The organism is Anaerolineales bacterium, from assembly GCA_030583885.1.
In the GTDB taxonomy this organism is placed as follows: domain Bacteria; phylum Chloroflexota; class Anaerolineae; order Anaerolineales; family Villigracilaceae; genus Villigracilis.
On record CP129480.1, the window covers coordinates 2,200,281 to 2,225,781 of the forward strand.

The 25,501-nt window shown below is 52.5% G+C and carries 23 protein-coding genes and 1 tRNA gene; 12 read left to right on the forward strand and 12 right to left on the reverse strand.

Annotated elements, in window-relative coordinates:
• The first annotated feature begins 54 nt into the window (after window positions 1–54).
• A complete protein-coding gene (locus QY332_11015; GenBank protein WKZ38459.1) occupies window positions 55–1,254 on the forward strand; it encodes a hypothetical protein in 1,200 nt (399 codons plus the stop codon).
• The gene (gene pyk / locus QY332_11020) at window positions 1,247–2,728 is read left to right on the forward strand and encodes a pyruvate kinase (protein ID WKZ38460.1); all 1,482 of its coding nucleotides are present in this window, start codon (window positions 1,247–1,249) and stop codon (window positions 2,726–2,728) included. The genes QY332_11015 and pyk overlap by 8 nt, the downstream gene beginning before the upstream one ends.
• 98 nt (window positions 2,729–2,826) lie before the next feature.
• Here pyk and QY332_11025 read toward each other — a convergent pair whose 3' ends face one another.
• From QY332_11025 to QY332_11065, 9 genes are all read right to left on the reverse strand, one after another.
• Window positions 2,827–3,729, reverse strand: coding sequence for a DMT family transporter (locus QY332_11025; protein WKZ34141.1), 903 nt, complete (start codon window positions 3,727–3,729; stop codon window positions 2,827–2,829).
• Window positions 3,730–3,883: 154 nt separating this feature from the next.
• Entirely contained in the window at window positions 3,884–4,267 is a 384-nt protein-coding gene (locus QY332_11030) for a hypothetical protein (protein ID WKZ34142.1), read from the reverse strand.
• A gap of 60 nt (window positions 4,268–4,327) precedes the next feature.
• Entirely contained in the window at window positions 4,328–4,729 is a 402-nt protein-coding gene (gene arfB / locus QY332_11035; protein WKZ34143.1) for an alternative ribosome rescue aminoacyl-tRNA hydrolase ArfB, read from the reverse strand.
• A 26-nt stretch (window positions 4,730–4,755) separates the two neighbouring features.
• Window positions 4,756–5,988 carry a hypothetical protein gene (locus QY332_11040; protein ID WKZ34144.1) on the reverse strand — a complete coding sequence of 411 codons (1,233 nt, stop codon included), beginning with the start codon at window positions 5,986–5,988 and terminating at the stop codon, window positions 4,756–4,758.
• Window positions 5,989–6,091: 103 nt separating this feature from the next.
• A complete protein-coding gene (locus tag QY332_11045; protein WKZ34145.1) occupies window positions 6,092–7,417 on the reverse strand; it encodes an MFS transporter in 1,326 nt (441 codons plus the stop codon).
• A gap of 61 nt (window positions 7,418–7,478) precedes the next feature.
• Window positions 7,479–8,534, reverse strand: coding sequence for a 2-oxoacid:ferredoxin oxidoreductase subunit beta (locus tag QY332_11050; GenBank protein ID WKZ34146.1), 1,056 nt, complete (start codon window positions 8,532–8,534; stop codon window positions 7,479–7,481).
• 12 nt (window positions 8,535–8,546) lie between these two features.
• Window positions 8,547–10,493, reverse strand: a complete 1,947-nt coding sequence (locus tag QY332_11055; protein WKZ34147.1) for a 2-oxoacid:acceptor oxidoreductase subunit alpha — start codon at window positions 10,491–10,493, stop codon at window positions 8,547–8,549.
• Window positions 10,494–10,515: 22 nt separating this feature from the next.
• Window positions 10,516–11,196, reverse strand: coding sequence for an FCD domain-containing protein (locus tag QY332_11060; GenBank protein ID WKZ34148.1), 681 nt, complete (start codon window positions 11,194–11,196; stop codon window positions 10,516–10,518).
• Window positions 11,197–11,665: 469 nt separating this feature from the next.
• Window positions 11,666–11,738: transfer RNA gene (locus QY332_11065), tRNA-Thr, on the reverse strand.
• An 83-nt stretch (window positions 11,739–11,821) separates the two neighbouring features.
• On the opposite strand from QY332_11065, the gene QY332_11070 reads away from it, so the two are divergent.
• The gene (locus QY332_11070; protein WKZ34149.1) at window positions 11,822–13,075 is read left to right on the forward strand and encodes a glycosyltransferase; all 1,254 of its coding nucleotides are present in this window, start codon (window positions 11,822–11,824) and stop codon (window positions 13,073–13,075) included.
• 26 nt (window positions 13,076–13,101) lie between these two features.
• On the opposite strand, the gene QY332_11075 is transcribed toward QY332_11070, so the two are convergent.
• The gene (locus tag QY332_11075) at window positions 13,102–13,851 is read right to left on the reverse strand and encodes an NYN domain-containing protein (GenBank protein WKZ34150.1); all 750 of its coding nucleotides are present in this window, start codon (window positions 13,849–13,851) and stop codon (window positions 13,102–13,104) included.
• A 198-nt stretch (window positions 13,852–14,049) separates the two neighbouring features.
• Between QY332_11075 and QY332_11080 the strand changes: the two genes are divergently transcribed.
• The 9 genes from QY332_11080 (at window position 14,050) to typA (ending at window position 23,491) form a co-directional block, all read left to right on the forward strand.
• Window positions 14,050–15,387: an Npt1/Npt2 family nucleotide transporter gene (locus QY332_11080; protein WKZ34151.1), complete on the forward strand. Its 1,338-nt coding sequence runs from the start codon at window positions 14,050–14,052 to the stop codon at window positions 15,385–15,387.
• A 202-nt stretch (window positions 15,388–15,589) separates the two neighbouring features.
• On the forward strand, window positions 15,590–16,105 hold the full coding sequence (locus QY332_11085) for a hypothetical protein (protein ID WKZ34152.1): 516 nt from the start codon (window positions 15,590–15,592) through the stop codon (window positions 16,103–16,105).
• Between the two features lie 12 nt (window positions 16,106–16,117).
• A complete protein-coding gene (locus QY332_11090) occupies window positions 16,118–17,236 on the forward strand; it encodes a hypothetical protein (protein WKZ34153.1) in 1,119 nt (372 codons plus the stop codon).
• Window positions 17,237–17,266: 30 nt separating this feature from the next.
• The gene (locus tag QY332_11095; GenBank protein WKZ34154.1) at window positions 17,267–18,634 is read left to right on the forward strand and encodes a hypothetical protein; all 1,368 of its coding nucleotides are present in this window, start codon (window positions 17,267–17,269) and stop codon (window positions 18,632–18,634) included.
• A 154-nt stretch (window positions 18,635–18,788) separates the two neighbouring features.
• Complete coding sequence (locus QY332_11100) at window positions 18,789–19,160, forward strand: roadblock/LC7 domain-containing protein (protein ID WKZ34155.1); 372 nt, start codon at window positions 18,789–18,791, stop codon at window positions 19,158–19,160.
• Between the two features lie 10 nt (window positions 19,161–19,170).
• Entirely contained in the window at window positions 19,171–19,806 is a 636-nt protein-coding gene (locus QY332_11105; GenBank protein WKZ34156.1) for a 4-vinyl reductase, read from the forward strand.
• A gap of 14 nt (window positions 19,807–19,820) precedes the next feature.
• Window positions 19,821–20,675: a response regulator gene (locus QY332_11110; GenBank protein ID WKZ34157.1), complete on the forward strand. Its 855-nt coding sequence runs from the start codon at window positions 19,821–19,823 to the stop codon at window positions 20,673–20,675.
• A gap of 9 nt (window positions 20,676–20,684) precedes the next feature.
• A complete protein-coding gene (locus QY332_11115; protein ID WKZ34158.1) occupies window positions 20,685–21,425 on the forward strand; it encodes a polyprenol monophosphomannose synthase in 741 nt (246 codons plus the stop codon).
• 206 nt (window positions 21,426–21,631) lie between these two features.
• Window positions 21,632–23,491, forward strand: coding sequence for a translational GTPase TypA (typA, locus tag QY332_11120; protein ID WKZ34159.1), 1,860 nt, complete (start codon window positions 21,632–21,634; stop codon window positions 23,489–23,491).
• 68 nt (window positions 23,492–23,559) lie between these two features.
• Here typA and QY332_11125 read toward each other — a convergent pair whose 3' ends face one another.
• The gene (locus QY332_11125; GenBank protein ID WKZ34160.1) at window positions 23,560–24,273 is read right to left on the reverse strand and encodes an SH3 domain-containing protein; all 714 of its coding nucleotides are present in this window, start codon (window positions 24,271–24,273) and stop codon (window positions 23,560–23,562) included.
• A 52-nt stretch (window positions 24,274–24,325) separates the two neighbouring features.
• Entirely contained in the window at window positions 24,326–25,489 is a 1,164-nt protein-coding gene (locus tag QY332_11130) for a homogentisate 1,2-dioxygenase (protein WKZ34161.1), read from the reverse strand.
• Between the last annotated feature and the right edge of the window lie 12 nt (window positions 25,490–25,501).

Below are 25,501 nucleotides of genomic sequence, written 5' to 3' on the forward strand. Positions count from 1 at the left end.
CGGCATATCCTCCGAATTAAAGAGCCGCGCGAATTTTACGACACAACTGAGTTCATGGAATTTGCATCCCGCCCACTGACATCCTCCACTTTTTGGATCACAAACAAACCCCCCGTCACTTCGTTATTTTTTCGACTGCTCGACTTGGATGTATCGAAGATTGTCGTCGCGCAGTTGTGGGTGTCCATCCTCGCCTGGGGTGTTTTGGCACTTGTTCTTGCTGCGGTCATACGTAATTCCTGGCTTAAGCCCGCGGCCTTTGTTCTCATACTGGCTTTCAGCCTGGTGCAGAATGTGATTCTATGGGATGCTTTGATTCTTAGTGATTCGCTGTCAATTTCCCTGCTGGCGTTATTTCTGGCGGCGGGCTTGTGGTTACTGGCGAAATGGGATGGCTACCGTTTTGTCCTGTTCGTTGTTTCATCGGTTTTGCTGGCATTTGTCCGCGACACCTATGCTTATTTCCTTCTGATGGCGGGAGGATGCGTACTTGTTTTGTTTTTTTTCACCCATCAACGGAAGCGTATCTTTGCGGTTCTCGGTTTATTCGTTGCCATCTTTTTCGCAGTGAATACGCTGTCGGTAATGGGGGCTCACTGGTATACAGCATTTTTGATGACCATGGGGTTGCGCATTCTTCCCAATTCGGAATATGTGGCATATTTCGAGGCGCGCGGCATGCCCGTTTCAGATGAGTTAATGGACAGGGCGGGCAAACCAATTCAAGCTGACGATGTTGCCATGCTGTATGCTCCTGACCTCGAAGAATTCAGACAGTGGGCGAAGGAGCATGGGCGTGGTGAATTTGTACGCTTCCTGTGGTTCTTTAAGGCGGATACTCTGCAAAATCCGCTGCGGGATGCGGAGTTGGTTTTTAACCCCGATGTGTATTATTATGCCGCCACTGGGTATCGGCCCATTTTGAAGGATGCCCGCTTGAACGAACTGCTTTATCCGACCCGTTTTGGTTTGCTGGCGTCGTTTCTTGTAAATATTCTTGCTGTGGCTCTGCTTTATCCTGCGATTCAATACAGAAACACCCTGTGGGCCATTCCGTTGATGCTCATCCTCTTTTCGTACCCGCAGGCGGTTTTAATATGGAATGCAGACGCGAACGATATTGCGCGCCATTCCATATATCATGTAATCATGCTGCGTTTGGGATTTTGGATTCTGACATTATTTGTGATGGATTTTTTTATCGTTCAGATTAAATCATACATGGATATGAATAGGAAAACTTCTAATGCGTAGAGCAAAGATCGTAGCGACCATCGGGCCGGCCTCTGATTCGGAAGAGGCACTGGCGTCACTTGTTAAAGCCGGGATGAACGTCGCCCGTTTGAATTTTTCTCATGGAACTCACGAGCAACATGCCTTGCGTGTAGCCAAGATACGAATTGTGGCAAAAAAAATTGGTACACCCGTCGGAATTTTACAGGATTTGCAGGGACCGAAAATCCGGGTTGGCAAATTGGAGGCACCTATTCAACTATCAGCTGGCGAACAAGTCTGTTTATTTGCCACACAGGACGAAGCGCCGAAAACGGATAACCAACTTCTGCCTGTGGACTTCCGTGAACTCTTCGAGTCGGTTCAGGCGGGTGACAGGCTTCTGCTCGATGATGGTCGCCTTGCCCTAGAGGTTGTTTCTGCACAGGGGCGGCTTATCCATGCCAGAGTTTTGGTTGGTGGCGAGCTCTCTTCGCACAAGGGAATTAATTTGCCAGGCGTAAAACTCCGTATCACCGGGTTCACCGAAAAAGACAAGGCCGATCTTGCCTTTGGCATCTCGCAGGGCGTGGATGCGGTTGCGATTTCCTTTGTCCGCAGTGCGGATGACGTGAAGGCCGTGCGGGAGGCCATTGAGGAGTTTTCCAAAGGGAAGCGCACGCCTTTGCTGATCGCCAAATTGGAAAAGCCCGAAGCCATGAATGAATTGGATGCCATCCTGGATGTGGTGGATGGCGTGATGGTGGCACGCGGTGACCTTGGCGTGGAGCTTCCACCGGAACGGGTGCCCTCCCTGCAAAAGCTGATCATCCATGCTGCCAATGCCCGCGCAAAGCTGGTCATCACTGCCACGCAGATGCTTGAGTCCATGATCCAGAATCCGCTGCCCACGCGTGCGGAGGCATCTGACGTTGCCAACGCCATTTTCGACGGCACGGATGCGGTCATGTTGTCCGCTGAAACAGCCTCGGGAGAATACCCCAGTGAAGCGGTTGCCATGATGTCGCGCATTGTGGTGGAAGCGGAGTCGCATTTCTTCGAGTGGGGGAGCCGTCAGGATAGCCGGGCAGGTTTGGGTGAGAGCGATGCGGCTTCGATGGCGCGCGCAGCGAATGCGTTGGCGAAAGATCCCGATGTCCGCGCTGTGGCGGTCTTCACGATGCAGGGTCGTTCTGCGTGGCTGGTGTCCAAGGCGCGCCCGTTGAAGCAGATCCTTGCCTTTACGCCGGATGCTGAAACATTCAATCAACTTGCGTTTTTGTGGGGTGTCGAACCTCATCTTGCAAAGTATGCCAACACAATGGACGACATGCTTTCGGATGTGGATGCGGCACTGCTAAAATCCGGCATCCAGCCCGGGCAACAGCTGGTACTGATTTGTGGATATCCCATCGGAGAGCAACGTCCGCCCAACATGGCATTGCTTCATACGGTGGGGAGCGATGCAACCGTGAGTTTGGCGCGTAAACTGGCGGAAAAGAACTTGAAAAAATAGAGGTAGGATTTTCATCCCTAACTTCATTTACCCGGTGGATGCAGTTTCCTCCTGAATTGCACCGGCTTCTTTTTTAACGGATGACTAGTCCTGTTTTCTCAATCCCTCGTCGCGATCAGAATACCGGCACCGATCAGCACCCCGCCTGTAATGAAGAGAGGGGTGATTTTCTCGGCGAGGAAAAACCATCCGAGCAGCGACCCAACCACCGGCTGGGCAAAGAACGTCAACGAGGCGAGGGCGGCCGGCAATTCCGCGAAGGCATAGTTCCAAAGGAACATCGCGATCGCGGTGGAGATGATCCCCAAAAATAGAATCCCGCCGAAGATTCCCAATGTAATTCCGCCGATTCCCTGCGTGTTGATTTCCCAAATTCCAAACGCAATGCTTGAAGGCAGGCCGCCTAAAAACATGATCGTGCTGGAAATGAGCAGGTCTGTGGATTTCGAGATTTTGCGCACGAGCACGGAATACAATGCCCATGTGAGTGCCGCCGCCAGCAAGCTCATATTGCCCCAAAACAGGGATGGGGACAATTCGGCATTGCGCGGGTCGACCACGGCGAGGACGCCCAGCGTGGAAATGACCAATGCGACGATGCGCCGCGGTGTGGCACGTTCACCAAGTAAAAAAGGCGCGAATAGCAAAACGAATGCCGGTGTGGCGGATGTGACTAGTGCGCCATTCGAGGCTGTCGAGAGTTTTGTGCCGACGAATTGAAACCCGAGCGAAACTCCGTAACCGACAAAACCAACCAGAAAACTCGTCCAAAAGAATTCTTTTGTGATGGAGATTTTTTCATCCGCTTTTTTGCTGCGAAGGGAAATGACAAGACCCAATGTCATTGCGCCCAGCACCAGGCGTAACGCGAGCAATGAAAAAGGTGGTATTACCTCCAATACCACCTTGCTGACGACGTACATCCCGCCCCAAATGGAGGCGGCGGTAAGACCTGCGATCAACCCTGCAATTGGGTGATGTTTTGGCAATTTGCTGTGCATAGTCCCTGATTATATCGAATTCGCTATTATCGCTCATGAGCGCCATCATGCCTGCGACGTCATGGCGGCTGAACGCCTCATTGATTTCAAGGACAATGCGGATGGTCGATTCTTATTTTGCCATGCGGTTTGCGTTCATGTGAAGACTCCTCCTTTAGCGGTTGATCAAAAATCCGCCAAGCGCGATCAACGCAAACCCAAATGCAAGCCAGAGCAGCGGATGTTTCCATGCATCCCAGAGGGCCTTCAGATTTTGCATACGCGCCCGCCTCAATTCTTCGGGGGGCAATTTCCCATCCCGCATGAGCGCCATGGTTTCGGCGGTTTGCGGGGCCCCCATTGCATTGAATGTTCTGCGGACAAACAGCAAACCGCCATAGACGAAGATCCCCGCTCCCAGCAGGATGACCGGCAGGCCGATCATATGTAATATTAATGCGCGCGTATCCCCAGTCCGGATTACCGGTTGCAGTGTATCCACCCACATGGACCAAAGAATGCTGGCGACGAACCCGATCAGGATCAGCCAGCCAAGCATGCGAAAGAACTTATCTGATGCAGGAGTTTTTTCCTTGTCATTAAAGGCTCCTTTGTTGGTTCATTCAATACCGGGTTTTCCCCGCCTCAATTTCTTGACCTCGCTGCGTTTCTTCTTGGCTTTCAGCCTTTCCTCCTTGGATGCCTTTGTCGGCCTGGTTTTGCGGCGGACTTTCGGTTTCTCGCTTGCTTTTTTGAGCAAATCGTAAAATTTCTGAATGGCATCCTCGCGGTTTTTCTCCTGCGTGCGGAAGCGCTTCGCTTCGAGGATGAAGACTCCGTCCGCGTTGACCCGTTTTCCGGCAATTCGAATCAGGCGCGACTTTAAGTCCAAGGCGAGGGACGGGGAGTTGAGCACGTCGAAGCGCAGTTGCACCGCCGTCGCAACCTTGTTCACGTTCTGCCCGCCCGGTCCCGAAGCGCGGATGTATTCGAGGATAATTTCAGCGTCGAGTTTTTTCATTTCCCCGAATTTATAAGTAAAGCGCGTCAAACAGGCACTTCCGGCGAATTGATTCTCCAGTTTGTTTTGAACCCGCTGGGATCGCGCAGAAGGACGGCGCTTCCATCCACCTGCCGTCCATAGATTCTATACCCGTGAAGTTCGTACTCGGCGACCACTGTTCCGTCTGCGAGCACGAAAGGCAGGCTGGGCCACATTTCCAAATAATCGGAGCGGATCCACATATCCCCGTTTGTGATATGGGGGTCGGAGATGAACGGCGTATAGCAATTGATGCCATTTCCAAGTTTGATCATGGTTCTGTTTTGCGTAAAAGCGTTGAATTTGTGAACGACCAGACGCATATCCAGGTCGAAGAACGTTCCGCTCAGGTCGGTTGCGTAACAACTGGAAGCGTGAACATTGCAATATACCACGCCGTCCTCGATGCGCGTCTCTTTGACGATCACATGATTTGCCGCCCAGGTGATTCGTTCAATGGTTGGCGGGATCGTTGGATTATTGATCCATCCCGCATCCGGTATCAGTATCTGTTCCCTTATTCGTTCCCCGTTCAACCTGCCGACATACTCCAGTATCGCATCGGTTAATGGAATGCGGGGACCCTTTCTGTGGTCGCATACGTGGCTGAAGGTGACAGTTTGGGGATACGCATTGAGTGGACCCACATTCCGGGGAGCAAATTCCCATTTCGGGTTTTGCCAGTCGACCAGCAGGGTTGCGATCCTGCCCATCCGTTTTATTTCTGTCACCGGGCTGGGAACATCGGGTTGGGGCGGCGGGATGTCGGCTCCGGGTGCAGCGGGCGGGGGAGTAGCTGCGGCTGGCGTCGCCTGCCATTTAATGTATTGCTGGCTTGGACCGGCGTTCACCCACCCGCCGTTCACCAAATGAAGCCATTGAAACCTGTTTTCGCTGGCAAGGATCTCGACATTGGCGTCCAGCCTGCCGATCGCTTTTCCGTTGACAGGTTTGTCGAGTATGTCGCGCTTTACAAGTGTCCTGCCTTTTATGATGCTGGCGCCTGTGCCAGGCCTTGTAGTGGGGGGCTGGGACAGCGGGGCTGCGTCAGGCACTGTCTGCCATTTAATGTATTGCTGGAGGATGCCGGCGTTCACCCATCCGCCGTTCGCCAAACGAAGCCATTGAAATCTGTTTTCACTGGCGAGGATCTCGACGTTGGCATCCAACCTGCCGGTCACCTTTCCACCGGGTTTGTCGAATACATCGCGTTTTGTCAGGGTTTTTCCTTTTATCATATCGGCTCCGTGAATTTCCTGCCGTCCGCCATTCGATTTTATCTTCTTTTTTTGTTCTATCACATTTTAGTGTGCGGGTCAAAATGGAAATGGGTGTTCTGAGTTACGCCTTTACCATTCTCGGAGCAAAAAGCAGCAGTCCTGCCAGCATCAACCCGCCGACGAAAAATGGCACAGGCCCTCCGAAGACTTGAAATAGCGTTCCGTAGAACAGGGGCGCGATGGCATTGGCGGCGCTGAAGGCTGCCGCGGAGACTCCCAATGTGCCGCCAACTTCACCAGGATTTGCGGACTTCGAGATCAGGCTGTTGATGGCGGGATGAAGCACCGCGCCGCCGACTGCCGCAGGGATGCTTGCCACCAGAAGCCATGTGATGCCGCTCCAGCTTTTTGAGGTTTCTTCGGGCAATTGGATGTTGATGCTTTGGATTGAAACGCGATGTTCGCCCTTGCCCGCCATGCTTTCGAGCACTTTTTCTTTTTCATACCAAGGAACGGGGGAGGCAGGGGTGAGCGCGGTTCCAATCAAGCCGATGGCAAGCGCGCCGAGTCCCATAAACACCAGCCAGCGGTCGCCTTTTTTGCGCGACCACCTGCCGATCAGTCCGGCTTGAATGACGATGATGGTGATGCCTGCCAAGACGAACAGACCGGATGTGTCTCGTGCGTCCATGCCGAGACGGGTGAGCGTGAACAATGAAAAGAGTTGTTCATATCCGCCGAACGCGATGCGATAAAAGAACATGATTGCAAGCAGGAAACCGATGGCGGGCTGGCTAAGTGCATTCCGCATGGCTTCGAACGAGAACGGACGGCGTTTGCGCGACACTTCGGGGTTTTCAACTTGTTGAACGGTTTCCTTGAACCAAAGTGAAGTCAGTAAAATGGAAATGAACGAGAAGAACGCAGCGGTGAACGCCACGGCCTGATAATTCTGTCCCGTTGCAGCAAGGACAATGAAGGCGATGATCGGGCCCAGCACGAAACCCACGCCGAATGCCGCGCCGATCAAGCCCAATCCTTGTGTACGGGTTTTCTCGGTGGTGCTGTCTGCGATGGCGGCTTGGGCGGTGGCGATGTTCGCGCCGGAGAGACCGTCAATGATGCGGGAGATAAACAGCAGGAGAAGTGAATCTGCGAAGCCGAGCAGGATGAATCCGCTGAGTGTCCCGATCTGGCTGACGACCAGAACAGGTTTGCGCCCGAAGCGGTCGGATAATCGTCCCAGAATTGGTGCGCCGACGAACTGCATCATCGGGTAGGTGGCTTGCAAAATGCCGATGACCAGGGGCGTCGTACCGAAGCGTGCTGCGTACAACGGCAAAAGCGGAATGATGATGGACAGTCCCATCAAGTCCACAAGCACGATGACAAGCACGGGCAGGATGCGTTTGAAATTGAGTTTTTCGTTTGTGGTTTCTGTTGTCATGTTTTCCAAAAACAAACCCTCCCCCAAACCTTTGGATTTGGGGGAGGGCAGGCTGGGTTAATTAGAACATCAACGCGTTGACCTCATCGATCATCGAGCGCTCAGGCCTGAGGTCCGCTTCGGTAAGGCGGTTGAGCGGTGTGTCCACAAGGTTGTAGATGTTGGTCAATGTCGGCTTGGTCGTATTGATATAGAGCAGGCCTGTCACCAGCCAGTTGTTGCGCTGGGCTTCCTCCATCACACGCAGGGCTTCGTAGCGGTCCTTGGGATCGTATCCCTTTTCGAGATTCTTCAGGATGACCGTCGAGCCGTCGTGCATGGCAACTTCGCGAATCTCGCCTTCCTCCATCTCGCGCTCGAGGATGATCTCATTGCGCGGCGCGATGTAGGAAATCTCGTGCAAGGGTTCTTCGTGATCCTTGCCCCAGGCGTAGGAATGGAAGGCATTTTCCTGGTTGTTAAAGGTCACGCATGGGCTGATGATGTCCAACACGGCGATGCCATCATGAGCGAGTGCGGCTTTGAGCAGCTCCTTGACCTGTTTGGGGTTGCCGGCGAAGGAACGCGCCACGAAGGTCGCATTCGACACCAGCGCTTCCATGCAGATGTCCACGGGCATGTAGGGATTCTCGCCCTGCTTTTTGAGTTGCAGACCCTTTTCGGCGGTGGCGGAGAACTGGCCTTTGGTGAGGCCATACACACCATTATTTTCGACAATGTACACCATGTTCACATTGCGGCGCATGACATGTTTGAACTGGCCCATGCCGATGCTGGCTGAGTCGCCGTCGCCGGAAACACCTATGCCTTTCATGTGCGCATCGGCGAACAACGCGCCTGTCGCAATGGACGGCATGCGTCCATGCAGGCTGTTAAAGCCGAAGGTGCGGTTCAGGAAGTAGGTCGGCGACTTGGACGAACAACCGATGCCACTGAACTTCATCACGGCTTCAGGCACCGTGTTCATTTCATACAACGCAGTCACGATCTGGTTCGAGATCGAGTTATGGCCGCAGCCCTGGCACAGCGTGGTCGGGTTGCCGCGGTAATCGTTTTTGGTGAGGCCGGCGAGGTTTGTATTCGCAGTTGCGCCAGCCATGGGGAGAGTTTCAGCCATTGTCATGTACTCCTATTTCTTCTTCGCCTTCGCGGATGTCCTCGATTTGGTTACAGGCTTCTTTGCCTTGGTGGATGACTTCACCGCAGCTTTCTTCGACGGTTTAGCTGCCTTCGCCTTCACGGCGGTTTTTGCAGCTGACGCCTTTTTCTGCTTTTCGCCTTCCGTCCTTGTGTATTTGGCAAGGATGCCCTCGCGTACCCATTTGGCAGCCGCGGGCAGACCGTCATGATATGCCACGGATTTGAACTTCATCGCAAACTGCGGATATTCCGTCAGCAGGATCTGGTGCATCTGTCCGTCGCGGTTCATTTCCACGACGAAGACCTGATCATAATTTTCGATGAATTTGGTCACTTCATCCGTAAAGGGGATGGCGCGCACGCGCATGAAATCCGCCTGGATGCCGTGGTCGATGTCAAGTTGATGCTGTGCTTCGAGGATTGCATTTTCGGTGGAGCCGTAGGCAAGAATGCCGACCTTCGCGCCCTTCAGCGGGTGGGTAACGGGTTTTGGCATGTAGTTTGCCGCATTATAGTATTTCACCTTGAGGCGCTCCATGTTCCGGATGTACACATCGGATTCCTCGGTGTATCTGGCGTTTTCATCGTGGCCTGTGCCGCGGGTGAAGTACGCGCTCATGGGATGCTTGTTGCCGGGCAGTGTGCGGTAGGGGATGCCGTCGCCGTCCTTGTCGAGGTAGCGCGCCCAATTGCCTTTGAGCCCCTCCAAGTCCTGTTCGGTCAGGATCTTGCCGCGATCCATCGGGGTTTCCGGATATTGGAAGGGCTTACTCATCCACTGGTTCATGCCCATGTCGAGGTCGCTCAGGACGAAGACGGGGGTTTGGGCGCGTTCGGCAATATCAAAGGACTGCCAGCCGAAATCGAAACATTCGCCCACATCGCCGGGCAGCAGGATGACCGAGTGCGAGTCGCCGTGGCCGATGAAATGCGTAAAGGTCAGGTCGCCCTGTGACGTGCGGGTGGGCAGGCCGGTGCTGGGACCGATGCGCTGGACATCCCAAATGACCACAGGCACTTCGGCATAATACGCCAGGCCTGCAAATTCGGTCATCAGCGAAAGACCGGGGCCGGAAGTGGATGTCATCGAGCGCAAGCCCGCCCAGCCGGCGCCGATCGCCATGCCGAGTGCAGCGAGTTCATCCTCCGCCTGTACGACGGCGTAGGTGTGCTTACCGTCTTCGCGCTTGCGCAGGACGGGCAGGAAATCATTGAGCGACTCTGCCAGCGAGGAGGCCGGTGTGATCGGATACCAGCCCGCGAATTGCACGCCGCCGAAAATAGAGCCAATGGCGGCGGCGGTGTTGCCGTCCGCCATGATGAGCCCGTCGGTCTTGTCCATGGACTCGAGGTGGAACGGGTCTTTCTTTTCGAGGTTATCCTTTGCCCATTCCGCGCCGGCCTTCAGGGCGTTGAAGTTCATATCGACCGGCTTCTGCTTGCCCTTGAAATGGAAGGTCAGAGCGGCAAGGATCTTTTCCATGTCGATGCCGATCATCTGGGCGAGGATGCCCACATAGACCATGTTGCCGACGAGGTCGCGAAAATCCGTGGGCACGTTCGGGTCGTTCCTGACGATGGTCTTGATCGGCATCGGGTGGATGGTAATATCCGCGCGGGTGATGGGCTGGCGGATATCATCGGCGTAGAAAAACGCCCCGCCCGGAGAGACAGATACCAGGTCCCGTGCGAACGAATCGGGGTTCATCGCGATCACGATATCGTTGGCTTCATGCCGCGCGATGAACCCGTCCTTGTTGACGCGGATGGTGTACCACGTCGGCAGACCCTGGATGTTGGATGGGAAAAGGTTCTTGCCCGAAACCGGGATGCCCATCTTGAAGATCGAACGCAGGATGGTGTTGTTGGCGGTGGAACTGCCGGAGCCGTTCTTGGTGCCAACGGTGATCGAAAAATCGTTCACTTTTCTGTTCATGGAACTCCTCGTAACGTTTTCGTCATTCAGACGATGAAATGATTTGGTGGATCAGGTCGGTATGTTCGGAGAGGGCTTTGTAGCCCGCCTCCATATCGTTTGCGCAAATGGCATCGACCATTTGTTGATGGTAATTCCAGACCTCGGTGAGGTAGTTGTAATCGGTGAAGAAGTTCAGACCGACGGTTTCGTACGCATCCCAATAGGATTGCAGCAAGCCTGAAACAAACGGGTTGTTCAGGCGGCGGTAAATGGTGAGATGTAATTCGCGATGTTCGGGGTGGGGGATTTCGATGGGCGATCCGCGCAGTTTTCCCCAGGCGCGTGCAACAAGTTCCAGCAAAGCGCTGTGGTCTTCCGGCGTCAATGACCTTACGGCCTGATGCCAATAGGCGGTCTCGATGTGCTGGCGCAGGTCGGCAAAGGCGATGAAATGGTCCTTGTTGAGCGCGATGGCATACTCGAGACTTTGCATAACAGCCGGCGCGAAGGTGTAGGGCTTGCGCCTCATTCCCGTCCTTGGCTTGACTTCCACCAGCCCGAGCGCGCGCGCCACTTCGAGTTGTTCCCGCAGTGCCGCCACACCCACACCCAGCTCGCGGCTGAGTTCGGTCAATGGCGGCAATTTGTTCTCCGCCTCCGGGTGTGATGCCAGATAGCTAAAAAATTCAGAAATATTGGGGGAAACGCGTTCACGCAGCATATTGTTTTATTAATCCGATTAATCGTATTTTACTACGGAGACTGTGAATGGTCAAGGTGATTTTTGTAATTTATTCGGAATGATAGATCAACTTGTAGGTTGATGGCTAGTCTTGATAAACATAAATCAAGTTTCCAGAACGAAAGCCGGGAAGGCTCCAGATCAACGCCATCTTCTCCAATCTGGACCTCCTGTTTTATCAACTCACTTTTCAACGCTTGCAGGCCTCAGGTTTTTGGATGTGAGTTTGAAGACCAATCACCAGCCCGAGTGATATCAGGAATACGACACCCGGCGTGATCACAATTTTTTTCCGTCTCCAAATCCGGGGCGGGTTCAGTAGGATTTACAGGTATTTGGACAAAAAAATTGTGAATCCCAGGAATAGGAACTATTCCGATGCGCTTATTCTGCACATAAGGCGGATTAATAGCCAGAACCCGGGCAGATCTGCCCGGGTTCCTTTTTGAGCCACCAGTGGGAATTGAACCCACGACCTAACGATTACGAATCGTTTGCTCTACCAGCTGAGCTATGGTGGCTTGAGCGGGCAGGATTATAAAGGATTTGGATTAAACCCGCAAGTTTTTATGATTTCATGTCGTCTAGGTGTTGGAGAACCGACATGCTTCGAATTGCAATGCTTTCCTACCATACCTGTCCGCTGGCGACGCTTGGGGGCAAGGATACCGGCGGAATGAACGTGTACGTCCGTGATCTGACGCGGGAGTTGGGGCGGATGGGCGTCCACGTGGATGTATTCACGCGCTCACAGGATGAGCATGTGCCACATGTACTGCACGATCTGGGATACGGCAACCGCGTGGTGCATATCCCTGCAGGACCCGAGGAGCCGAAAAGCAAAAGTGCTATTGCAGGATATGTTCCTGAATTTGTGGCTGGGATCAGGCAGTTTGCGGCTGACAAAGGAATTAAATATGATGCCATCCACAGCCATTATTGGATGTCCGGACTGGCTGCGGAGGCGTTGAGCGATGCCTGGGGCGGCATTCCCGTTATGCACATGTTCCATACATTGGGGGAGATGAAGAATCGAGTGGCGCGATCGGAGGCTGAACGCGCAGGCGAGGATCGCCTCAATGGTGAGAGGCAAGTGCTGCGCAGGGCTGATCGGATCGTCGTCGCCACGATGGCGGAGCTGACCCAATTGCGTTTTCTATATAAAGCGGACGCCGACAAAATGGTCATCATACCGCCCGGTGTGGATACGAGTCATTTTTATCCCATCCCTGCGGATGAGGCAAAACAGTATATCGGCTTAAGACCTGAGAACCGTATGGTGCTTTTTGTGGGGCGGATCGAACCGTTGAAGGGTGTGGACACCTTGATCCAGGCGATGTCCTGCCTTGATCTGCAGGGTGTGCACCGTCCGGTTCACCTTGCGATCATTGGTGGTGATGTGAACGTCAGTCCTGATGATATGTCTGATGAAATGACGCGCCTGCAAAACCTGTGCGATGATTTGTGCATGGGCGGGATGGTTGTCTTTCTGGGGAAACGCGGACAGGATACCCTGCCTTATTATTATTCGGCGGCGGAGGTGGTTGTAATGCCGTCGCTGTACGAATCGTTTGGGATGGTGGCGCTTGAGGCAATGGCCTGCGGCGTGCCCGTCGTGGCTTCGGAAGTGGGCGGGCTTGGGTATCTGGTGCAGAACGGACTCACAGGCTATACGATTCCCGACAGCGACCCTCAAGCGTTGTGCGAAAAGCTTTCCATGCTTTTGGGGAATGCGGATTTGCGTCATGAAATGGGGCATCGTGCTGCGGAGTACGCCGCTGATTACGCGTGGGGGAAAATTACCTCCCAGATCATCGATGTATACAAGGAAGCCATAAATAAAAAGCAGATTGCCTGATTTTCTTTGGCAATCTGCCGTGGTTTCTATTCCTTCATTTTTACGTAAAAAATGATCGGTCCGCCGTTTTCCTGTGCGCGCATTTCAAAACGGTCGCTTAATTTGCTGATCATCTTCGAGAGTTGTTTATGACCGTACGTGCGGGGATCAAAACTCGGGTCTACCTGATAAAGTGCATTGCCCATGTTTGCCAAAGATGCCCATCCGTCCTGTTGAACCGCCATTTCAAAAGCCTGAATTAAGACAGGCATGGGATCGGCTTCTTCCTTCTTTTTTGTGCCGCCCCTTTGCGCACGGGGCTGGGCTGTCATTTTTTTTGTTGAGATCAGGTTTTCGGTATAAACAAAAACATCGCACGCGTTTACAAAGGGTTTTGGCGTTTTCTTTTCACCCATACCCATTACAAAGACCCCCGTCTCACGGATGCGTGTAGCCAGACGTGTATAATCACTGTCGCTGGACACGAGGCAAAAGCCGTCCACCACCCCGGAATGCAGGATGTCCATTGCGTCAATGATCATGGCGCTGTCCGTTGCGTTCTTTCCAATGGTATAGCGGAACTGCTGAATGGGCTGGAAGGCATGGAAGTTGAGCGTGTCCTTCCATGAATTCATGCTGGTTGTGGTCCAATCCCCGTAAATGCGGCGGACGGTCACCTGCCCGTAGCGGCCGGCTTCCACGAGCATTTGGGAGAGCAGGCCGGCCTGGGCATTGTCGCCGTCGATCAGCATGGCAATCTTGTTTCGGGCGAGGGGTTTTATCTGTTCGTCTGTCATATAATGATTATACCTATTAATAATTGAATTTGCGCCGAAACTTTAAAATAGGGCCACCTTACACACCCATATCGAAACTATGAAAGCAGCCTCGACCCTTTACTTCTGGTGCCGGCAACTGATAAAATGCCGGGATGTTTTGCTTCCGGGAACGCACCCTCGCTGTTTTTACTGTCAGGTTTGTATGAAGGAAAAAAAATGAGCAGATTTCTTAATCTTAAATCCGGGGAGTTGAAGCTGGCGTTCTCGTTATGGCTCTTAATTGCCATTAATACACTGGTACTGGAGTTGTCAGATGTGGTGGCAACAGCCGGGTTTGTCAGTAATCTTGGTGTCGATAAGGTCCCACTGCTTTGGATCGGGACGACCCTGTTGACCATGTTTGCTGTCGGCGGTTACTTGGTGGTGATCGACCGTTATCCGCGCTTGCAATTGGTTTCATGGTTGTTAATCGGGCTGGCTGCCCTTTATTTGTTGCTCCAGTTCATGTTCGCTTTTCAGGTGGCTGATTGGATCACCTATCCCGTCCTCTATCTGTTGGCAGACCAGCAATTCATGATCATGCCTCTTGCGTTTTGGGCTTTGGCGAACGATGTTTATGCAGTGTCCGAGTCGAAACGGATTTTCCCATTTATTGCTTCCGGCGCCGTGATCGGCGGATTGATCGGAAATGGTACGGCGGCATGGGTGACATACCTTGCCGAGAAATACTCATTCGGTCTTTCCCAGATATTTACTGCGATTGCCGTGGTGTTAATCCTGAGCGCCGCGTTTTTGCAGTTTACATTTCTCAAGACCACGATAAAAACGCGGCAGTCGCGGGAGGAAGACGCCGGCCTGCGCGACACGATTAGAATCGGCTTGGATTACTTTCTAAACATCCCTGCATTTAAAGCGGTGGGCATTTTGATGCTGCTCACAGGTTTTATATTGACATTGATAGAGTTCAACTTTCTTTTTGCAATTGATGTTGCTGTTGGCAGCGACCTTGAGTTTCAAAGATTTCTTGGCTATTATAAAGCTGTCCAAACAAGCGGGTTGCTGATGTTTCAATGGCTTGTCACCAGCCGCCTGCTTGCAAAAATACAATTAAAGAAGGCGTTTGCGGTTTTGCCCTCTGCCATGTTCATTGCCAGCGGGTTGGCGTTGGGCGTTTCAACGATGATCGGTGCTGCATCCGCCCGTTTTGTCGCGCGCACGGTTTACACTGCCTGGGATGATCCATCGAGAAAAGCCCTGCAAGGTCTTGTTCCTGATGAGCGACGCGGGCGAATCTCCGCCTTTATGGACAGTTATTTCATCACGACGGCTACCGTTTTGGGGTGTATTTTGCTGGTTTCCCTGTTGGGTCTGGAGTCTGCAGGTTTGATCACCAGGCAGGTTGTCAGATGGATCTATCTGGGCATCGCAGTGGGTGCTTCAATTTCCGGAATAGTTACCAGCGTATACCTGTGGAGGTCCTTTGATACCAGCATGTTAAATTACCGATTGGCAAGATCAAAACGAAAGAGCATGCTGGATGGGATTGAGTTCTAAAATTAAGCCTGTGCGTAGGGTTTTGGGAATACATCTGGTTGTTCATGATTTGATAGGAGGTAATGTCTCTTACATTGATGACTATATCAGGATCTATCATGAGCTGTTCCCTCAATATTCCCGCTATGTTCCGATAATGCGCCAGCGCGCAGAAACCCCCACGGATAGATCCGCGAATGAAACATGGCACCAATGGCTGCTCATGATTAGGGATGAGCCCGTCGGTATTGTCGGCTTTCTTTACAACAGCAAGAGGAACACTGGTGTTTTACTCGATTTTGCCATCAGGCCGCATGCGCGCAGGATCTGTCATAAAGGCAAGAGGCTGGCGCATTTTTGTTTAAACCTTGCCATGCAGCAGCTTATTTTGGATGCTCAAGAGCGGGGGCGCACCGCCCCCCTTTGTATGATCGCGGAGGTGGAATACGACCATCTGGTTTGGAGATATGTGGAGTATGGTTTTGTGGTCCTCCCGTTTGAATATTTTGAGCCTCCAACGACACCGGAACTGAGGGAAGCATCCTATGTGACGGAAAACCTTGATAAAATGGACTATGAGAGAATGTATCTGGGCGCATTTCAAATCCCCGGTCATCCCTTCAATCCGGAAGACCCGGGTGTTCTTAAATCCATTCTTTTTACGCTGTTAAAGGATCATTATCATTTACCCGACGAACACTGGCTGGTGCGGAAGATGCTCCAGGATATCCTCGAATAGGAGAGAAAAATTATGACTCGGCAATCAAATGGTGTCCCATCCGGTAGATTACGCAGGAGATTTGTCAGCCTGCAAACTAAGTTGATCATCGGTTTTACCCTGATATTTACGCTGGTATTTGCATCCACTTATTACTGGTTTTATGATTTCGCCCAGAGGGAGGCCATGGATCAAATAAAGGAAGGCCTGTACGACACAATCATTGGCGCGACCGAAACCGGTATCCTTGAAGATGGGGACCGCGTCCAGATTATTGATGGTGACTCGATGGAGGGGTTGATTGGCGAAGGGCAGGTGGGAAAGGATGGATTCACGTCGGACGATCCACGTTATTGGGATCAGGTCAGGGTGCTGTGTGAGATCAAGCGCCTAGAGCCTCGCGCCAGTCCATATACCTACATCAAAGGCGATGCACCGGACGAAATTGTCTTTATTGGAAGCTGGGGGGCATGTTTGCAGGATCCTGATTGGGATGAATTTGCAAGTTTTCGTCTGTCATATGATGTCAATGTTGGTCCCAACCTGGCAGGGCTTGATCAGGTTGTTTTCCAGACCGAAACGGGCTGGTGCGCATATGTTGATAAAAATTGCACCCCGCATATTTACTCGGATGGTTTTGGTTCATGGGTCTCCGCTTTTGCGCCCATAAAGAATTCGAAGGGAGAAGCCATCGCAGCGCTTGGCATTGACTTTACCTCGACGTATGTAAATGAGGTGAGGGCGCAGATATTAAGAAATATTTACATCGCCTTCTCTATTACATATGTCATCCTGCTGGCATTGGTGTATTTTGTTTCTCAATTTTTCACCCGTCCGCTGGTGGGGTTTACCCGCGCCATAGAGCAGATCGGCGATGGTAATTATGAGGTCGGGGTGAAATATTTGGGAGAACTTAATCTTTCCGACAATTTCCCCGATGAAATCGAGACGATGGAACGGGTCTTTAGAGGCATGGTTGACAAGGTCTATCAGCGCGAGCAGGTGCTGCGAAAACAGGTGGAAGAATTAAAGATCGTCATTGATGAATCCAAGCGCCGCAAGCAGGTGGAGGATATTGTCGAATCGGAGTTTTTCCAGGAGCTGAAGGAAAAGGCGCAGCAGATGCGCAAGCAGCAGCACAAAAAATCATGACGATGAATCGAAATAAGGTTGTATCTTCCCATGCCGATTCTCAATGAGATTCCCACGGTCCTGGTGGGCAATTTTGCCGAAGCACATATCGATTTTTTGAGTCGCAGTGACAAGCCGGCAGAGCGGGATGATTTAATCAATGGCGAGGATTACCATGGGGATCGCATAATTTTGTGGGCTGGTGACCCAAAATTGGTCATTGTCAGTTATCCCATTGCCCACGCGGATTTCAATGCTACGCGATTAAACTACCCAAACACCTCTCACGTTGCGCCCAGGGAGCCGACGCATTATTTATGTCTGGATATTTTACGTGAAAAGCATTTGCTGGAGAGTATTGTTGAGTACTCAGGTGCAGACCGCACGGTGCAAATGATCCCTTATGCGACTACTAGGGAGTTTTTGCAGCTGGTGGATAAATTACGCGGGGATTTCAACCTGCGGGTATTAACGCCCGAAAGCCCTGAATCGGATCATCTTTGGATCCGCGATTATGTTGACACAAAAACAGGCTACAGATCCCTGGCATCTCACTGGTTGCCGGATGCAAACAAATTTATTCCGTTTGGGTTTGTCTGTCGGGATTTAAAACAGGCTGCGGTAACTGCCCACTGGTTTTCCAGCCATGGCAAATCATGTATTGTAAAGGCGGATACCGGCGAGAGCGGAATCGGAACAACCATAATTATGACGGAGCCGGATTTGACCGTGGAGAGAATCTTGAGCCGGCTGCAATCAGATCCGTTTTATGCAGATGAATTGATAGTTGTGGAAAGTTATATCCCATCCGCCAATGGGTTTTCACCGTCCATTGAGATGAAAGTACCGAAACTCGGCGAGGGCAATCCCCATATTACTTATATATCCAATCAATTGTTTCTGGGTTTTGGTGATTTTTGTGGAGTCCAAGTGGACCGATCCATCTACAGCCAGCCCTGGTACCCAGACCTTGAAAGATGCACTTTGGAACTGGCGCATAACCTGCAGGCGATGGGATATGTCGGGCATTTTGATTTGGATTGTATTGTGAGCAATGAGAATGAAATCTATTTGCTCGAGATCAACTCGCGTCGCACAGGCGGCACGCATGTCCATGAATTCGCAAAACACGCCATAGGCGATGATTACATCAAAACAACTTCCCTGTTGAGCTTTGAAGCGGCGAGTTCAGGGACAATCACAGATGCAAAGGTATTATTGGATGTGTTAAAGGACTTCTTGTTCCCAATGCCTGGAAACGAACCCTTGGGGATCGTTATAACGATTACGACCCCCCTTATAAAAAACCGCTTTGGCTATATCATCGCTGCCTCATCAGAAGAGCGGGTGTTCGCTCTTAAAAGGCAGGTTGAAGAGCGTATTCGGCAGCATGCTGAAGGAAAAAATCCACCTTTGTAAAGGGTGGTGCAATCGTACCGCAGATTGCGAATCTGCAAACTTTTAATAGCCGAACTTGACACAATGCATGCCATGTTCTAAAATAGTTGCACGAAAATGAGATTGGCGTCTGGGATATTATCCGGGCGAGAGAAATTTCCCCAGGAGGGCCGGCTTGACCAAAAACCGTACACAACAAATGGTGGATCGCCTGCGTGAATTGCAGGCATCCTCACCAGATATTGAAGCATCGGCGGTCGTCAGTGTTGATGGGCTTAGCATTGCCTCGGCTCTCCCTCAAGGCGTGGAGGAAGATCGTGTTTCAGCCATGTCTGCGGCGATGCTTTCGCTGGGTGAACGTATCGCTGGCGAGCTTGGACGTGGCTCTCTTGAGCAGGTTTACATTAAGGGCTTGAAAGGGTACGTTGTTTTAATGTCGGTTGGCGAAGAGGCAGTCCTCACCGCCTTGGCACGCGAACAGGCCAAACTTGGCCTGATCTTCCTTGATATGCGTCGAGCCGCCGAAGATCTGGCGAAGTTGATCTAGTGGAGTTGTTATGAGCCCTATTGAAAAAAGCGGTTTGTATTATCCCAATAAATTTGGCCTGATCACCATCAAGTCCCTCGAAGAAGTGATGGGTAAGAACGGCTTGAACGCGATCTTGAATCTTGCCGGCATGAATCACTACATCGAAAATTATCCTCCCGATAACCTCGATAAAGGCTTTGATTTTGTTGAACTTTCTGCAATTGGCTCCGCCCTGGAGGAAATGTATGGACCGCGTGGCGGACGCGGACTCGCGCTTCGCGCGGGACGCGCAACCTTTTCAGACGCCTTGAGGAATTTCGGGGCACTGGCAGGCGCCGCGGACCTGGCGTTTGTCGTCCTCCCGCTTCAATCCAAGCTGAGGATTGGTCTGCCGGCCTTTGCAAAGATCTTCTCCCAATTAAGCGACCAGCAGACAACGGTCGAGGAGAAAGACACGGAATGGATATGGACAATCCATAAATGTCCGTGTTGCTGGGGACGCACTGGCGCAGATAAACCCGTTTGTTTCATTGCAACGGGGTTGTTGCAGGAAAGCCTTAAGTGGGTCTCGGGCGGTAATGAATTTCGCGTGAACGAGTCCAAGTGCGTTGCAATTGGTGACAATGTCTGCGAATTCATTGTCCAAAAAGAACCCATCTCCTAGCGAAAAGGTCTGGCGTGGCGGACACCAAGCCAAAAATACTCATCATTGAAGATGATCTTGATGTGGCTGAAATGTTGAATGCGTATTTCAGCGTGCAGGGTTATGAGGTGTTCACTGTTAATTGGGGGGAGGATGGAGTTCGTTCATCGCAGCAATTTCATCCCGACCTGGTCATTCTCGATATCCGTCTTCCCGATATTGATGGATACGAAGTAGCCCGGCGGTTGCGCGCCGACCGGCGCACTGTGGATATCCCGATTATTTTCCTGACCGAAAAACGGGATCGCTCTGACCGCCTCCAGGGGTTGGAGATTGGAGCCGACGATTACATTACCAAACCTTTCGATGTGCAGGAATTACGGCTGCGGGTGCAAAATGCCCTTAAACGTGTCAACCAAGAGTCATTGACCAACCCTGTGACCGGATTGCCCGAAGGTGCGCTGGTGGATGAAAAACTCTCTGAAGTGCTTGGTGACGATGGTGCGGCGTTATTGTTTATTTCGCTGGAGAACATGGGCGCTTTCCGTGAGGCATATGGGTTCGTCGCTTCGGACGATGTGTTGCGTGCGACCAGTTTAATGATCGTCACCACCATGCGCGAGGTCAGCCGCCCTGAGGATTTCCTGGGCCATGTCAGCGCCACGGATTTCCTGCTTGTTCTTCCGCCATCAAACCTTGCCGCACTAGCCGAGAAACTGCGTGCCCGCCTGGATCAGTCCATGGAATATTTTTATCCTATCAAGGATCGTGATCGATTTTCGAAACAGACAGATCGCCTTGGCGTAAAATTGGCGGTAATTGCGTCCCTGAAAAACAAGCCTAGAAACGTTGAGCAGATAATAGCGGAATTGATGCGACTTAAGGAATAAGAGGCCGGTTTGCGTATCACAGCCATCACCCCCACGTATAACGAAGCGGAGAACCTTCCCAAGCTGGTCTCCGCTTTATTTTCGCTTCCGCTGGACTTGCATTTGCTGGTCGTGGATGATAACAGTCCCGATGGAACGGGTCAGGTTGCTGATGAACTGGCTCTGAAATTTCCTGGCCTTATCGAGGTTCTCCATCGTCCGGGGAAAATGGGTTTGCGCTCGGCGTATTTGAACGGATTTCAAAAAATACTGGACGGCGGCGCCCAGGCAGTCGTCCAGATGGATGCGGATTTCTCTCACGATCCATACGCACTTGCGGGGATGTCAAAGCTCCTTGAAGAGTTCGATGTCGTTCTGGGGTCACGTTATATACGAGGCGGTTCCGTGGACCGCGAATGGCCCTTCTGGCGGAAGAGTCTCTCTGCGTTCGGGAATTTTTATGCGCGTAATATTTTGGGTCTGCCTTTACATGATGTCACCACGGGATATCGCATGTGGCGGAGCGAATCGTTGAAGCGGATTCCGTTCGAGCGAATTCAATCGAGCGGCTATGTTTTTCTTGTGGAAATGATATACCTGGCGCATTGCCTTGAATTCAAGATCGGTGAATCGCCAATCTATTTTGCGGACCGTCGCTGGGGAAAATCCAAGATGTCTCTCAAGATCCAGCTGGAGGCCGCCCTTCGCGTCTGGCAGGTCAGGTGGAATTATCGTGGTTTGAAAAAGGCGGGCAGGCTGGCGAGGTTATAATCCCGCTTTTTACTGCTGAAAACATGGTATTGCAATTCTTAATTCCCTTCCCCAAACCCCGTCTCTCTGATAAAATACCTTCCGCACGCCGAACCACTGACTTCAAGCCCTCGGCCTCCCCGTCGGGGGCTTTTGTGTGTAAAAATATTGCAACGCGCGACAGCGTGCCAGAGAGTTGCATGTTGTGTGCCTGCTTAAGGAAATGTATGATAATCGAACGAACCGACCTTCGTAACATCGCCATTATCGCGCACGTTGACCATGGCAAGACCACGCTTGTGGATGAACTGCTGAAACAATCCCACACCTTCCGCGAGCACCAGCACGTGGAAGAGCGCATGATGGATTCAAACGACCTGGAACGTGAGCGCGGGATTACCATCCTTGCCAAGAATACGGCCATCTCGCTGGCTGACCCGTCAACCAAGCTGCCTGTCAAGATCAATATTGTGGATACGCCAGGTCACGCCGATTTTGGGGGTGAGGTGGAGCGCGTCATGAACATGGTCGACGGTGTCCTCCTGCTTGTGGATGCTGCGGAAGGCCCCATGCCGCAAACGCGCTTTGTGTTGAAGAAAGCGCTCGGAATGGGACACAAAGCCATTGTTGTGATTAACAAAGTGGATCGCAAGGATGCCGAGCCTTCCCGTGTATTGAATGAAACATTCGACTTGTTCATTGAATTGGGCGCAACGGAAGAGCAGGCGGACTTCCCGGTTGTCTACGCCCAGGCAACGGCCGGCAAAGCGGGTCTCTCCGCGGACCTTGGACCCGATCTCCAGCCTTTGTTTGACGTGATCCTCAAGCATATCCCTGCCCCTAAGGTCAATCCCAACGCGCCTTTGCAAATGCTCGTCACAGCGCTTGGCTATGACGATTACCGCGGCGTGACCGCCATTGGACGTGTTTTTGCAGGCACGATCAAGGCTGGCCAAAAGATGGCTCGTATCAAGCTGGATGGAACAATCCTGCCCGAAAGTGCGCGTTACCTTTATACCTTCAAAGGTTTGACCAAGATCGAAATTGACGAGGTTAAGGCAGGCGATATTATCTCGCTGGCTGGGTTGGAAGGGATCGCCATCGGTGAAACCCTCGCTGACCTTGCCAACCCGGTCGCCCTGCCGACCATTAAGGTGGAGGAACCGACCGTCCGAATGACATTTGGCGTGAATACATCCCCGCTTACAGGCAAGGAGGGGAAGTGGGGTACTTCGCGAAAACTGCGTGAACGGTTGTTTGATGAACTCCGCACCAATGTTTCTTTACGCGTGGAAGAAACTGATTCCGCTGAAAACTTTCTGGTCTCCGGGCGCGGCGAACTGCATTTGGGTATTTTGATCGAAACAATGCGCCGTGAGGGATATGAGTTCCAGGTTTCCCGGCCTGAGGTTATTTTTCATAAAGCCGAAGACGGTGCATTACTCGAACCGTTTGAAGAGGTGCATATCGAGACCAGCGCTGAAACGGTCGGCGTTGTCGTGGAAATGCTCGGGAGCAGGCGCGGCAAAATGATGGACATGCAGGATGCAGGTCAGGGAATGACGCGCATTGTTTACCTCGTCCCAACCCGCGGATTGCTTGGCTTCCGTTATCAATTTCTAACATCCACCCGCGGAGCCGGCGTCATGCATACCATCTTTAGTGGCTATGATGAAATGGCCGGCCCGATTGCATCGCGTACGAGGGGGTCCATCGTTGCATGGGAGGCAGGCGTGACCACTGCCTATGCACTCAAGAGCGCAGAGGAACGCGGACAGTTGTTTGTGGGCCCGGGTGAAACGGTTTATGAGGGCATGGTTATTGGCGAAAATGCGCGGGGGAGTGATTTGCCGATCAATGTTTGTAAAAAGAAGCATCTGACCAATATGCGCGCATCCGGTGGAGACATGGAAATCCGCCTCACTCCGCCCCGGCAAATGTCACTCGACGAGGCAGTTGAATACCTCTCTGATGACGAGTTGCTTGAGGTGACCCCTGAAAGTTTCCGTATTCGCAAGCGCGTCCTGTCCACGGATGAGCGTGGCAAGCAAACTAAAAAAGTGAAGGAACAGCTTGGGGAAGCATAGCAGAAGGACAATCCCCGGCATCAATGAGCGATGGCTACTACGGCCATCGCTCATTGATGCCGGGAACCCTACGGGCAGGTCATGGTTGCCACACTGCTTGTGGCTTGACCGGCGGCGTTAAATGCCTGAATCTGATAGCCCACGCTTTGCCCTGAAAGCAGGCTAATGGTTTCAGAGTAGGTGCTTGAATTTGCTGGGAGCTCGGCGGCAACCTCGCCGTTCCTTAAGACCCGGTATCCCGTTTCACTTGTGGATTTGTCAACCCATTTCAAGGTGATGTCTGCCAGGCCGCTATAGCAGAAGTAACTCCAGCCGTCCGTTTTTGCGAACGATGGAGCATCCGGATCTCCGCCAAAAGGTGTGGGCGGCGCGGTGACTGTTGGCACGGCGGCGAAACTTCCCGATGGGGTAACGAATTCGCCGGATACCCAACAGGTACCCGCCGTCGTGGATACGATCCAATAGTTTGGCGGGAAGAAGCCGATAATTTCGACAGGGTCATCCGGCAAGATCTGAGTGATCCGTTGATAATTTACCCCCGGCCCGGTGCGGCAGTTGGTGACATCGCCCACACTCGCCAGAGGTTGGGAAAACGTGGCTGTTGCCTCTATATCGGCCTGCGTGACCGATATGGCATCGGCAAGCGGGGTTGCGTTGAGCGCGGCTTCCACAGTCAATGCGGCGAAAGTGGCCAGTTGCGGATCTATCGGACTTGCGCCGGGCAGGTTGCAGGCTGAGAGCATGATGGCTGCCATAACTGCAGGAAAGGCGATCCTCTTCATGTGTTTCTTTTCTCCAGTGTTTGTTTATATTGTTGCAGGTTGAGTGGTCTTGCTATTCGCCATCGCCTTCGAACCAGGTTTCCATGTAGGGCTTTTCCATTTCCGTTGCCTGTTTGGTCAGGTGCAGGGGATGGAAGGTGTCCACCATTACGGCGAGTTCGCGGGTTTCGGTCTTGCCAATGCTGGCCTCGGTCATGCCGGGCTGCGGCCCGTGTGGCAGACCGAACGGATGCAGGCTGACGTCGGAGCGGTCGATGCCTTTGCGGCTCATGAAGTTCCCTTCGGCGTAATAAATGACCTCGTCCGATTGGATGTTGGAGTGGTTGTAGGGCGCGGGGATGCCTTCGGGATGATAGTCGAACAGGCGCGGGACGAAGGAGCAGACGACGAAGTTCCAGCCTTCGAAGGTCTGGTGCACCGGCGGCGGTTGGTGGACGCGACCCGTGATTGGCTCGAAGTCTTCGATGTTGAATATCCACGGGTAGAGATAGCCGTCCCAGCCGATGACATCGTGGGGATGATAGTCGAGGATGTGCTGGGAGATACGATCACGCACTTTTACGCGGACCTCGAACTCACCTCGTTCGGTGTGCGTTTCCAGCCCTTCAGGTACCCGGATGTCACGCTCGCAGTAGGGCGCATGTTCAAGCAGTTGTCCATAAGGGTTGCGGTAGCGTTTGGGCGGCTCGATCTGACTCGGGTTTTCGATGGTGAAGAATTTACACTCCTCGTCCAGTTCCATCTGCCATGTGGATCCAAAGGGGATGACGATGTAATCCCCCTTGCGGAAGGGCAGATTACCGAACTGGCTCTTGAGCGTGCCGCTCCCTTCGTGAACCCACCAGGTTTCATACGCCTGCGAGTTGCGGTAGAAGTAGTCCATCCTTCCCCTGGGGGCGCGGGAAATGCCGAGGATGACGTCATTGTTGCCGAGGAGGGGAATCCGCCCGGCGACAGGATCAGCCCCGAGCGGGGTGGGAGCCGTGGCAAATGCGCGGTGGCGGATGGGGCCAAAATCCACATACTCGGGTTTGGCGGGTCCGATATCCGCCATCTTTTTTATGCGCGGCGGCAGGAAATGATGGTAGAGGATGGATTGCAGGGATGAGAAACCCTCCAGCCCCATCAGTTCTTCACGGTAGAGTTTGCCGTCGGGTTTTTTGAATTGTGTGTGGCGTTTGTGGGGGATCGTTCCAAGTTTGTGGTAAAAAGGCATTTTTTTCTCCTT